The sequence below is a fragment of the Chitinophaga sp. XS-30 genome, assembly GCF_008086345.1.
In the GTDB taxonomy this organism is placed as follows: Bacteria; Bacteroidota; Bacteroidia; order Chitinophagales; family Chitinophagaceae; genus Chitinophaga.
On record NZ_CP043006.1, the window covers coordinates 368,883 to 382,135 of the forward strand.

The 13,253-nt window shown below is 54.1% G+C and carries 7 protein-coding genes; 4 read left to right on the forward strand and 3 right to left on the reverse strand.

Going from position 1 to position 13,253, the window contains the following annotated elements:
- Window positions 1-3 precede the first annotated feature (3 nt).
- The 4 genes from FW415_RS01485 to FW415_RS01500 all read left to right on the forward strand — a co-directional run bounded on the left by FW415_RS01485 (window position 4) and on the right by FW415_RS01500 (window position 9,351).
- Complete coding sequence (locus tag FW415_RS01485; protein WP_148382539.1) at window positions 4-2,622, forward strand: gliding motility-associated C-terminal domain-containing protein; 2,619 nt, start codon at window positions 4-6, stop codon at window positions 2,620-2,622.
- A gap of 116 nt (window positions 2,623-2,738) precedes the next feature.
- Window positions 2,739-4,502 (forward strand): ATP-binding protein, encoded by a 1,764-nt coding sequence (locus tag FW415_RS01490; protein ID WP_148382540.1) that lies wholly within the window; start codon window positions 2,739-2,741, stop codon window positions 4,500-4,502.
- Window positions 4,503-5,369: 867 nt separating this feature from the next.
- A complete protein-coding gene (locus FW415_RS01495) occupies window positions 5,370-6,215 on the forward strand; it encodes an ATP/GTP-binding protein (RefSeq protein ID WP_246858876.1) in 846 nt (281 codons plus the stop codon).
- Window positions 6,216-6,243: 28 nt separating this feature from the next.
- The gene (locus tag FW415_RS01500; RefSeq protein ID WP_168208622.1) at window positions 6,244-9,351 is read left to right on the forward strand and encodes a sensor histidine kinase; all 3,108 of its coding nucleotides are present in this window, start codon (window positions 6,244-6,246) and stop codon (window positions 9,349-9,351) included.
- Here the strand turns inward: FW415_RS01500 and FW415_RS01505 are convergent.
- From FW415_RS01505 to ppk1, 3 genes are read right to left on the reverse strand one after another with little or no spacing between them, the layout of a single operon-like run.
- Entirely contained in the window at window positions 9,348-10,751 is a 1,404-nt protein-coding gene (locus FW415_RS01505; protein ID WP_148382542.1) for an MBL fold metallo-hydrolase, read from the reverse strand. The genes FW415_RS01500 and FW415_RS01505 overlap by 4 nt on opposite strands.
- A gap of 6 nt (window positions 10,752-10,757) precedes the next feature.
- Window positions 10,758-11,243 carry a DUF4442 domain-containing protein gene (locus FW415_RS01510; RefSeq protein WP_148382543.1) on the reverse strand — a complete coding sequence of 162 codons (486 nt, stop codon included), beginning with the start codon at window positions 11,241-11,243 and terminating at the stop codon, window positions 10,758-10,760.
- A gap of 12 nt (window positions 11,244-11,255) precedes the next feature.
- Window positions 11,256-13,250: a polyphosphate kinase 1 gene (gene ppk1, locus FW415_RS01515; protein ID WP_148382544.1), complete on the reverse strand. Its 1,995-nt coding sequence runs from the start codon at window positions 13,248-13,250 to the stop codon at window positions 11,256-11,258.
- Window positions 13,251-13,253 lie beyond the last annotated feature (3 nt).

Sequence of the window (13,253 nt, forward strand, 5' to 3'; positions counted from 1 at the left end):
TGTATGAAGCACTTCCTGCTGCTCATATTGCTGGGCGCTGCCCTGGCGGCAAAAGCCGATCACATTACCGGCGGGGAGATGTATTATACTTATACGGGCTCTTCCGGCGGCATGCACAACTATCGTGTAACCCTGAAGCAATTCCGCAGCTGTGCTACAGCTAACCGCCAGTTCAGCAACCCTACGTACATCGGCATATTCAATCGTGTTACGGGAGAACGCATCCGCGACATACAGGTACCGCTGCGCTATGAAGAGCAGATCAGCACCACCAGCAACGACCCCTGCATTACGCGCGCGCCTTTTGTATGCTACTACGTGGGTTACTGGGATTTCGATATCTCGTTGCCGGATTCGCCGGATGGATATATCCTCACCTCCCAGGTAACTTTCCGCGTGGACGCGATCAATAACCTCGCAAATAATTACGACCGGATCGGGGCGACCTATACGGCGGAGATCCCCGGTACGCCGGCTGTGGACAATAACAGCGCCAGGTTCGTAGGTACGGACCTGGTGACCATCTGCGCGGAGAACAGCTTTACTTACAGCTTTGCGGCCCAGGATAATAACGGGGATGAGCTGCGTTACTATTTCTGTGATGCCTACCAGACCATCGGGTATGTGGCCAACAACCCCGGAGGCGGTGGCGGAGGAGGTGGTGGTGGCAATAACAGCGCGCCACCGGCGGCGCCACCGTATTATGGTGTGCCTTACGGCAGCGGATTCTCGGGAGACAGGCCATTGGGGGGACGGGTGAACATCGATCCCGCAACAGGCCTCATTTCCGGTATTGCGCCCGGTGTAGGCATTTACGTAGTGACGGTTTGCGTGCAGGAGATCAGGGACGGCGTGGCGATAGCTACCCAGCGCAAAGACCTGCAGATCAATATCACCGGCTGCACCATCGCCGCCGCATCCCTGCAGCCGGAATACATGCTTTGCGGAAATTCGCAGCAGCTGGTGGTGGCCAATCAATCCAACAGCCCCCTGATCTCCACCTGGAACTGGGAGTTCACCAACAGCGCAGGAGCCGTAGTATTCAATTCCGGCAACCCGGTGGCCGACCATACCTTCGCAGTGCCGGGCGTGTACGATATCAAGCTTACGACCAACCGCGGGTTGCAATGCCCGGATTCCACCACTGCCAAAGCCATCGTATTCCCGGGTTTTGAACCGGGCTTCTCCGTAGTGGGGGCCTGCATCAACAGACCGGTCATTTTTACGGACCAGACCACCACGGCGCATGGCACGGTCAACTATTGGGACTGGGACTTCGGAGAGCCTTCTCTGCAAACGGACCGCTCTTCCGACCGAAACCCCGCATTCAGCTACCCCACCATGGGCCGCAAACAGGTGCGCCTTATCACCGGCAACAGCGTGGGCTGCAGAGATACCATCGTCAACCCGCTGGATATCCTGGATAAACCGCCGATTGGCCTGGCCTTCCGGGATACGCTCATCTGCCCGCCGGACCAGTTGCAGCTGCAAGCCACCGGCACCGGCACATTCACCTGGTCCCCTGCCGTGAACATCACCGGCGGCAATAGTGCCAGCCCCCTCGTTTCACCTGTCAGCGATACAAAATATTATGTGGACCTGGATCAGGACGGATGCCTGAACCGCGATTCCGTCATGATCCGTACAGTCGGTCACGTTACCCTGTCTGCCCCGGCGGACACGACTATCTGCCAGGGCGACCCTATCCGGCTGCGGCCGGTTTCGGACGGGCTGCTGTACACCTGGGGGCCGGCTGCCAGCCTGGATGATCCTTCCTCCCGCGAACCGCTGGCCACCACCGTCAATACCACCGTGTACACCGTTACCGCCACCATCAGCAACTGCTCGGCAACGGACCAGGTTACGGTACGCACGGTACCCTATCCGCTGGCTGCAGCCGGGCCGGATACCACCATCTGTTTTGGCACTCCGGCACAACTGCACGCCACTACCAACGGCAATGCCTATTCCTGGGATATTATCGATGCGGGACTGAACACCGTGGTATATCCAACGGAAACCACCACTTACATCTTTTCTGCATACGATAACCGCGGATGCCCCAAACCCACCAGAGACACTGCCGTGGTGACCGTGCTCCCGGAAATAGCAGCCTTTGCCGGACGAGATACCGCCGTGGTCATCGGGCAGCCGCTGCAACTGAACGCCAGCGGAGGCACACAATACACCTGGTCGCCCCCGCTCGGCCTGTCGGCCTTGACTATCCCGGACCCCATAGCAACATACTCGTCCCCCAACCGCGGCATCCGCTACAAAGTGCTGGTGCAAAACACAGCAGGATGCGCGGATTCCGCATTCCTCAACGTAAAGGTCTACAGCACACTTCCCACCGTATTTGTGCCAACAGCATGGACGCCTAACGGAGACGGCATCAACGACCAGCTCAGGCCCATCGCAGCAGGCATGCAGGAAATACAGTACTTCATGATATACAACCGCTGGGGGCAGCTGGTGTTCACCAGCCGGCAGAACGGCGTGGGCTGGGATGGCCGCATCAACGGCGTGCCGCAGTCCAGCGGCGTGTACGTCTGGCAGGTAAAAGCAGTGGATTATCTCGGGCTGGATTTCTTCAGCACCGGTACCGCAACACTGATCCGCTGACACGCTCCTCGCTGCAAACTAGTTTGCTCTGTTAATGTTTTTGTGCGCATATGCGAATGCCTTACATTTACACCGTCACGAAGCCCCGAAAAAAACGTTTGTGAAAGACTGTTAACATGAAACTACCGTCCCCAATTGCCCGTCTCGTACATGCAGGCACTGCGGGAAAAGATGACGACCAGCAGTTGCGGATCATCATCATCAATTCCCTCGGCCTGACGATCGCCTCCCTTGCCATGATCATGGGACTGTTGTTCTATGCCCTCACCGCCAAACTGCAGATACTCATTCCCGCCACCGTTGGCGCCGCGTGTTTCCTGCTCATTATCTGGCTGAACAAAAAAGGGAAACATGAATCCGCCAGTGTGTTCATGCTCGTGTACCAGGCGATATGGGCCAGCTACTATGCCATATTGCTGGGGCCGGGATCCGAGATCGTATCCGCCCTGATCTTCATGATCTGCGCGGCCTTCCTCCTGTATAAAAAACGATCATCCATTCTCATCTGCGCCATCACCACATCGGCCGCGCTCATATTCATCGAGGTCAGTTATTACAACGCATGGTTCACCCCCCTGGCACTGGAACATCACATCCTTTCCATTATCCGCTGGAACTGCATTCTCTTTATCCTGATCATGAATACGATGGCGATATTGCTGAACAAAAGGAAAAGCCGTTCACTCGTCAATGCATTGAAAGAGCAATCGGAAAAACTGGAAAAAGCCAATCTCTCCAGGCGCAACTTCCTGCAGGAGACCAGCCATGAGATCCGCAATCCGCTGAACGCCATTTTCGGCATCGTGCAACTGATGAAAATGGAGGAAGATGACGGGGAAATACCCGCATCCCTGAAACCCTTGATCGATAACCTGTATGTAGCCAGCTTTAATGTAAAAGGCATCATCAATAATGTGCTGGAACTTTCCCGCATAGAAGCCGGGCAAACCGATGAGCTGCATCGCAAGGAAATGGCGATCCGGCAGCGCGTGCACAATTTTACAGGCATCTATGAATATGTGGCCAATGCAAAGTCCGCGCATATAGCGCTGAGCTTCGATGAATCCCTGCCGGATTTTGCTTATACGGACGAGATCAAGCTTTCACAGATCATCAGCAACCTGCTGACGAACGCCATTCATTTTACACGGCCTCACAGCCTGATCCGTGTGCACAGTGGCGTAAAGAACGACTATTGGTACATCAGCGTAACGGACGAGGGAAGCGGCATAGAAAAAGAAAAGCTGCAGAACATCTTTCAGCCTTTTGTGCGGGAACGCAGCACCTTTTCGGAGGGCACGGGGCTTGGATTGTATATCTCCAAACACTTTGCGGAACTGATGAACGGCAACATCACGGTGGAATCAACGGAGGGTAAAGGCACTACGTTCACCGTATGGCTCCCCATGTCAGACACCAGCGGCATCAGGGCGCAACCGCCGCACAAGAGTGAGGCGCCGGTGCATTTCTCCGGCAAAGCGGTATTACTGATCGAAGACGACAAGATGAGCCAGGTGATCCTGCGCAACTTCCTTAATAGCCTGGGCATTGCCGTGCGAACGGCGGACAATGGGGTAGAAGGGCTGGCGGCGGCGCGTTCGCAGCCGCCGGACCTCATTATTCTCGATTCCTACATGCCGCGGATGAACGGGAAGGAAACGCTCTTTCATATCCGGCAGGACCCTCAGCTGCAGCATATTCCGGTGATCGTGGCATCAGGGGATGCCTTCACCGAAACAGCCAGCGGCTTCCTGCGGGAAGGCGCCGATGAATATGTTATCAAACCTGTTGAGTTCGGGGCCCTGCAGCATGTGCTGGAAAAATACCTCAATGGCGCGTCACAGCTTGCGGCTTCTCCGGCGCCACCCACTACCGGGTGACGGTGTCTATTTAGCCGGCCGCACAGGATGTTCTATGGAAATATTTTCAGGGTGATAGATCATACTTCCTTACCAACCCCTCTAGTCCGCGTTGATCATCAAGTACAATCGTGTATATCCACCGATAATGATCCTGTTGCCAGAAACTAATTATCTGGTATGCCCTCAATTCTCCAAGAAGTTCCTTCAGCGCTTTATGCTCCAGGTAACAAATAAGAATATGAAAATAGGTATCCGTTTCGCCTCCGCTACCATCAGGAAAATTGATCTTAGGGTGCGGGTACATTGATTTTAATTGGCCAAGCACGTCCTCTTTCGATTGATGATCACTTACGAACCAATGGAGCTGTTCATGAATAAATGTCGACAATAACAGGTCGTCGTCTCTCAAATGGCGCGTGTTGAGCGTAAGAACAGGGTGACTATGCGGAATTACGCGATACCCGCTTTCTATTATTATCTTTCTTGTAAAAATCCACCTTTTAATATCATAGGATGATATCAGTTTCAACAATTGGTCTTTCGTTCGAATCTCAAGAGAATCCTGGTTTTTCAACTGAATCTCAAGTTGATCATTCTGAGCCAGGGAACTATTAATTGTCAGAATGACCAATAAGTGAAGGATAAGTAAGGTTCTCATTTGCAGCATGTAGAATAAGCCCAAATATATTCAATCTTCAATTAATCCTCTTCCGTCAGCCCCTCAACACCATCTTTGCCGTACAGACCTTTGCATATCCGGCAGAATTTAACGAAATTGCTGCTTAGGTGGTGCATGCGCACTGTTACTGTTGTTGCTTCAAAACAACTGTCTTTCAGTCAAATGCATAACTTTTTGTCACTTTTATTACCTAATCACTACCAGTTATGAAAGCAAAAACCCTCATCCTTTGCCTGGTGTGCGCGGCATGGCCATTCATGCGCAGCACCGCCCAGCAGGCCACCCTCGAAAAGATATGGACCTCGGACACTACGCTCCGGGTACCGGAATCCGTGTACTTTTACGCCAAAGAGAACATTTTATTTGTCGCCAATATAGACGGTACGCCCTGGGCAAAAGACGGCAACGGGTTTATTTCAAAGATGACGCCGGACGGAAAGATCACCATGCTGAAATGGGTGGACGGCCTCAATTCCCCGAAAGGCATGGGCATTTATGGGGAAACATTGTATGTGGCCGATATGGATGAACTGATCCTGATCGATGTCAGCAGCGGCAGCATCATCAAACGGGAAAAATTCGAAGGCGCGGAAAACCTGAACGATGTTACCGTAGACCCTAAAGGCATAGTGTACGTTTCCGATTCAAAATTGAAAAGAGTGTACACCTACAACAAGGGCGCCATCTCGCTGATGCTGGAAAACCTGGGTAGCCCTAACGGACTGCTTTATCGCCCCCGCGGCTTGCTGGTGCTCACGAACGGTGGTTTGCACCGCGTCGGAAAAAATAAAAAACTGACAGAACTGGCGAAGATCGCCAAATCTCCGGATGGCATCGAGCATGTTAAAGGAGATGAATTCGTAGTTTCGTGCTGGCAGGGCGAAATGTTCTATGTAGATGCCAAGGCCGGCACTGCTGTCAAATTGCTGGATACGCAGGCACAAAAGCTGCAGACGGCAGACATCGGGTATGATCCAAAAAAACGGATCGTATATGTGCCGACCTTCTTCGGGAACACGGTTACTGCCTATCAACTGAAGGTGGCAAAATAAAACGGCTGCCCTTACACCTGGAATGAGCTTGTTGAAGATTTACGGTTTCCTTACAGCATTGGTATTTTGCCTGCCTGCCGTTGCGCAGGAGCATAATACGCCTACGTTCCATCATCTTACCATCGGGGAGGGCCTCTCCGGCAACCATGTATCGGCTATTCTGCAGGACAGGAAAGGGTTTATCTGGATCGCCAGCACGGCGCTCCAACGCTACGACGGCAAACAGCTCGTTACCATAGCGCAGTTCGACCGGCTGCCGGGTTCCATTTATTACAATGATATCGCGCTGCATGAAGATCGGCAGGGCCGCATCTGGATGGGCACACCGGAGGATATCCGGTACTTCGACCCACTGACTGCGCATGTAAAGGACGTGCCGCTGGAAGCCGGGCTGCGGACCGCCGGGAACATCAATTGCCACACTATCGTGCAGGACGGCCAGGGAACCGTATGGGCCACCACGCGGAACGGCCTTATTCAACTGGACGAAGCCCGGCAGGTGTTCCGGAAACCGCCAGGCATACCGGACAGCATCCGCACCGAAATGAACAGCGGCATTGCGGAGGACGGCGCCGGCCGGTTGTGGATCAGCGGGAAATATGGCCTGTATATCCTCGGTAAAGACCGTAAAACAATATCCGGTTACGCTAACAATCCCACCGGCATTTCCGCACTGAACATCCGCGCCAGCGCCAAGAAGATCTTCAAAGACCGGGAAAACAGGATGTGGATTGCCACACGCGGGGAAAATGACCTCTGCGCCTGGCATCCCGCCACCAACCGCCTGCGCACCTATCGCTTTCCCACTCAGGGAAACAACGGCAACGACCAGGTGTATGATATCGCCGCGGACCAGCACGGGAACATCTGGGTGGCCATGGAACATGAGGGGCTGTATCGTCACAGCAATGCCTCGGACAGCTTTAGCCTGCATATTCCGGGCAACAGGGAAGACGCCCTGGGCCTGCATTTCAACTATGAAACCAATTGCCTGCTCAACGACCGTGACGGCCATATGTGGGTAGGCACGGACCTCGGCGTCAATATCACCAGCCTGCATAATCAGTCATTTACGCGGCTGGACCATCGGGCCCGATTTCCCGGTACGGCACAACGGCTGCCGCAGGCGGAGGTTACCGGCGTTTTCAGTACAGCTAACGGTGACGTATATATCGGATACTGGGGCGCGGGCATTGCCCGGCTCGATCCGCGCCTGCACCTCCGGGCCTACTACCCCCGCCTGCCTGACGAACGCGCGCAGGCATGGAGCTTTGCAGAGCAACGCAGCGGCCATGTGCTCATCGGGCAGGAAAACGGGTACATCTCCCGCTATGATCCGCAAAAAAACAGCTTCTCCCATCACCATCCACCGGCATTCGAAGACGAGGCCGTGCTGGCCATGTTACCCGAAACGGATACCTCCGTCTGGGCAGGCCTGTATAACAACGGGCTCGTTAACTGGAACCCGGAGAACGACCAGGTGCGCACTTTCCCGCAACTCTTCCAGTTCATCCGGAACAGCACGTCCATTATGGGCATTGTGCCGCAGGGAGATTCGGTATTATGGCTGGCGGCCAGCAACGGCGGATTGCTGCGGTTCCGCAAATCGAACGGGCAGGTTGACAGACAGATCATATTCCGTTGCGGGGAAGAACCTGTCAACAACATTACCAGCCTGCTGCGCTACAACGACAGTACCCTGCTGGCCGGTACAAGCAAGGGGCTCTATTTCTACAACCTGCTGCAAAACACCTGGCAGGCACAGCTGATCAATGAAAGCCCTTTCGATGACTGGGTACTGAGCATGCATCCGGCAGGGGGACAGGATGTATGGATCACCACGCCCTACGGCTTCTACCGCCTGTCCGGCACCAAACGCCGCCTGATCGCTTTCATTCAGAATGATGATATTATAGACAATCACCGCAGGGTAAGAAGGAACATCGCCACCATGCCGGACGGATGGATGCTCGTAGGCGCATCGGACCATGTAACGGCATTCTCCATCGACCGGCTGCAGCCTAAACCCCCGCCTCCCAATGTAACGATCACCGACTTCAAGGTACTGGAACAATCCATTATCGTAGACTCGGTGGTGGACACCGGGCAACCGCTCGTCCTGTCTCACGAACAGAATTTCATCAGCATAGCATTCAAATCGCTGCAATACCACGATATCAAAACACGCTACTATTACCGGCTCGTGGGCGTTGATGCAGACTGGCTGCCCACGGAAGATCTGCGGATGGCGCGTTATACCAACCTGCCGCCGGGAGAATATACATTCCGCGTGAAAAGCATGAACATGGCCGGCGTGTTCTCCCGTCACACTACGACCCTGCATATCCTTATCCGGCCTTCGTTCTGGCAGACCTGGTGGTTCAAGGCCTTATGCATTCTCGCCGTGCTTGCACTCGTTTATGGATACTTCCGCTTCCGCGTATATCTCGTCAAAAAAGAAGAAAAAGGCCGGGCCGCCATCCGGGAAGAGCTGGCCCAGCTGGAAATGAAAGCGCTGCGCGCACAGATGAACCCGCACTTCATCTTCAATTCGCTCAATTCCATCCAGACCTTCATGATGAAGAATGAAACGGAACAGGCTTTGTCCTACCTCAGCCGCTTCGCCCGCCTGATCCGTAATGTGCTGGACAACTCACAGCTCAACAACATCTCCATCACCCGGGAAACCGGTATGCTGGAAAATTATATGGAGCTGGAAAAACTGCGGCTGGCAGATCAGTTCGATTACCGGATCATTATCGATCCGGCGCTGGACAGCGATTTTGTGGAGGTCCCCGCCATGGTGATACAACCCTTCATAGAAAATGCCATCTGGCACGGCCTGCTGCACAAAACAGACCGTGGCTTGCTGACCATAGAGTTTATCCGGAAAGAGAACAGGATACATTGCATCGTGGAAGACAATGGTATTGGCCGGACAGCTGCAACAGCCCTGAAAATGCAAAGCCACCCCAGCCATGTTTCGAGGGGGCTGCAGATCACGAAAGACCGGCTGCAGCTCTACAACAGCCGGTTCAATATGGATGCGTCATTTGATATTGAAGACCTGTACGATGAGGCAGGGCAGGCGCGCGGTACCCGCGTCAACCTGTGGTTCCCGCTGGAAGAGGATTAGCCCAGTCCGATCTCCGCATGGCGTTCCGGAATCTCTATATCCGCAAAACCCTTCTTCAGCAGCCAGTCCTTAAACACGGTCTGCACCTCATATTCCCCATGCACGAGGAAGAGTTTCTTTATGGCTTTAGGGTCCTGGCAGGCAAGCCACTGGCTCATATCCTCATAATCACCGTGTGCGCTCATGGAACGGATCATGCCTACCTCCGCCTTTACTTCAAAACGTTCGCCGTAGATGGATACTTCCTTGGCGCCGCGCATCAGCCGGCCGCCGAGGGACTGCGGTTCGCAATACCCCACGATCAGGATCGTGTTCTCCCAGCCACCGATGTTGTTCCGTATATGATGTTTCACACGCCCGGCTTCCGCCATGCCCGATGCGGAGATGATCACGCAGGGCTCCTTGCGGAAGTTGAGCATTTTGGATTGCTCCACCGTCTTGATGTACCGCAGGCCCGGAAATTCGAACGGATCATCGTCTACTTCCAACATCTTCGCCACTTTGCGGTTGAAACATTCCGGATGCATGCGGGTGACCTGCGTAGCTTCCAGGGAAAGCGGGCTGTCAATGAAAATATCCACCTGGGGCAGTTTCCCTTCCAGTTGCGCGCGGTTGAGCGCATACAGGATCTCCTGTGTACGGCCTACGCTGAATGCAGGAATGATCAGTTTGCCTTTTTTTACGATGCAGGTGTTGTGTATGTATTGCAGGATAGCGCCATCTGTTGGCGCCAGATCAGTATGCAGGGTGCTGCCGTAGGTAGATTCCATGATGATGTAATCCGCCTGCGGGAATACTTCGGGTGACTTGAGGATAGGATCGCCGTAACGGCCGATATCGCCGCTGAAAGTGATCTGCTGCGTTTTCCCGCTCTCCCGGATGCGCAGATGCACACAGGCGCTGCCAATGATATGCCCGGCATCCGTGAACAGCACTTCCACATCATCATCGATCCGGTGCCATTTGTTGTATGGCACAGGATGCAAGCGGTCGATGGCGCGTTTGGCATCATCCACCTTGTACAACGGCTCTACATATGGTTTCCCTTCACGGGCATTTTTTTTGTTCACGTAGCGCACATCATCTTCCTGTATCTCGGCGGAATCGAGCAGCAATATCTCCGTAAGGTCCCGGGAGGCCGGCGTGCAATAGATCGTTCCGTCGTAGCCCAGCTTTACCAGGCGCGGCACCAGGCCGGAATGATCGATATGCGCATGGGACAGGATCATGATATCTATCTCCGTTGCATCAAAACCGAATTCCTTGTTCAGGGTCAGCGTTTCCTTGCCCATGCCCTGAAACATCCCGCAATCCAGCAGGATCTTTTTACCATTCTTCAATGTGATCAGATGCTTGGACCCTGTAACGGTCCTCGCAGCCCCATGAAATGCAATCTTCATATTCAATCAGTTTTTCGCTTTATAGCTCCAGGTTATCCTGAACGTGGCGATCTCCGTTCCTTCTGCCGATTTGCCCGTTACCGCTATGGTAACCGCGGATGAGCCGCCGGTATCCAGCGCCGTCTGTATCGCTGCTTTTATCCGCTCGCCTTCATCACAGGTAAACCATGTGATGCTGACGGCCTTCTTCAGGAAAATGCCTTCCATGCCTGTAACCAGCATGGATACACGCGGACCGGCATATGCCATCGACAACAGGCCGGTGCTCATTTCAGCAGCCATCGCCAGGCAGGCGAAATAAGTAGAGCGGAAAGGGTTCTGGGAAAGCCAGCGATAAGGCACCCGGATAACGCAACGCTGTGCGTCCATCTCCTGCACCCGTACACCCGCCAGCCACGCGGAAGGCAGCTTCCAGAGCAGGTACAAAGAGAACTTCAGGCGGCTGTTCACCAGCCGGATAAAACGGTCCGTCTGTTCGGGTGTTGTGCTCAAATTACCGGGTTGTTAGATGGTGTGTACATATGCCTGTATCGCCTGCTGCGCATTCACCTCCGCTTCTCCGGCCTGCTTTTCTACCGGTATGTTGCGGATTTCACTATCCAATATTACGGCATTTGTGTTATCTGCAAGCTGCAAGCCGATAATATCTTTTACCTGTTTGCTGTACTGTGCATCGTATATCGGGAAACAGACCTCTATCCGGCGATGGAGATTACGGTTCATCCAGTCCGCAGAGCCCATGTACACTTCTTCTTCACCATTATTGTGAAAGATGAACACCCTTGCATGCTCCAGGTAGCGGTCTACGATCCTGCGGATGCGGATACCTTTCTGCGGCGCCAGGCAACAGATGCTCCTTGCGATCAGGTCTATTTCCACACCTGCTTCAGCAGCGGCATACAGTTCCGTGATCATCGTTTTTTCCTGGAGATTATTGAGTTTCACGATGATGCGGGCAGGCAGTCCTGCGCGTGCGTTCTCCGCTTCGCGGCGGATAAGTGCAGTGAACCGGTCCACCAGGTTGAACTGTGCTACCAGCAAATGCTCAAAGTGCATGAACTGGTAACGCGTGGGCGGCAGGCCGGTCTGCATATAGATGAACAATAATTCCAGTTCCTGCGTCATGCCGGTATGGGCAGTGAGCAGCACATGATCAGTATAGAAACGCGCGGTGCTTTCATTGAAATTACCGGTGGCCATCAGGCCGATGTGATCGTAGCGGTATCCTCTGCGGCGCTTCACCAGCGCTACTTTGGCATGCACCTTCAGGCCGGGTATGCTGTACAGTATTTTCACACCGGCCTCTTTCATCCGTTTGGCCCAGCGCACATTATTGGCTTCATCGAAACGGGCCTTCAACTCCACCATTACCGTTACCTGTTTGCCGTTCCTCGCGGCGCTGATCAGGGCATTGACGATACGGGAGCCGGAAGCCACGCGGTACAGCGTCACGTAGATCTCCTGCACGTCAGGATCAACAGCGGCTTCATTGAAGTATTGCAGGATATAATCGTATTGCTGATAGGGCACATGCAGCAGCACATCCTGCTCGAGAATGGTGTCCAGCAGGGAGGTTTCTCCTTCAAGTGCGTTTACGCGCGCGGGTTGCTGCTTCGGATATACGCAGGCGGGATTGCGTACCGGCATCGGCAGGTCCGCCAGGTCCCTCAGATGATGATACCGGCCGCCGGCCACCATTTCGTTCGGCGCGATCCGGAAATAGGCGGCCAGACTGTCCCGCAGCGCCTCCGGCATGGCCGCATCGTATAAAAAGCGGGTGGGCAGGCCCAACTCCCTTTTCACGAGCATATTCTCCACTTTCTGCAGGAGATGGCCGCTGAATTCATCCACGTCTATCTCCGCGTCACGGGTGATCTTGATGGCATAACAACCGGTGACCTGTCTTCCGGGGAATAACAGGGGCAGAAAATGGCGGATCACATCATCCAGGAAAACAATATGCTGGTCCGGCAGGCTGAGAAAGCGCGGCAGTGCCTGGGACGGCACATTCACGATGGCATGCTGCCCGTCCGCAAAACTGACAACGAGGTAAAGCGCATTGTTTTCCAGGAACATCTCTACCGGTTTCTCCAGCCGCAGCGGCACCGGCTGCAGGAAACCGGAAACCGTAAAACGGAAATGATCGCGGATAGCAGCATGATGCTCTTCCCGAACCGGTTCATTGTGGTAAAGATATATGCCTTCATGGCGAAGCGCAGGCAAAACCTGCTGCGAAAAGGTTTGTCCGAATACATTCAGCTGCCGTGATATTTCCTGCTGCACCGCCGGCAATATGCCTGGCTGCGCTTCCTCTTTCAACTGACGAAGGGCCAGCAGGGCGGGCATGCGCACACGGAAGAACTCATCCAGGTTGGAAGAGAAGATCGACAAAAAACGGACACGCTCATACAGGGGCACCTTCTCGTCTGCCGCCATCTGCAACACGCGGTAGTTGAATGACAGCCAGCTCAGGTCCCGGTCAAATAATACAGTTTGCAATGG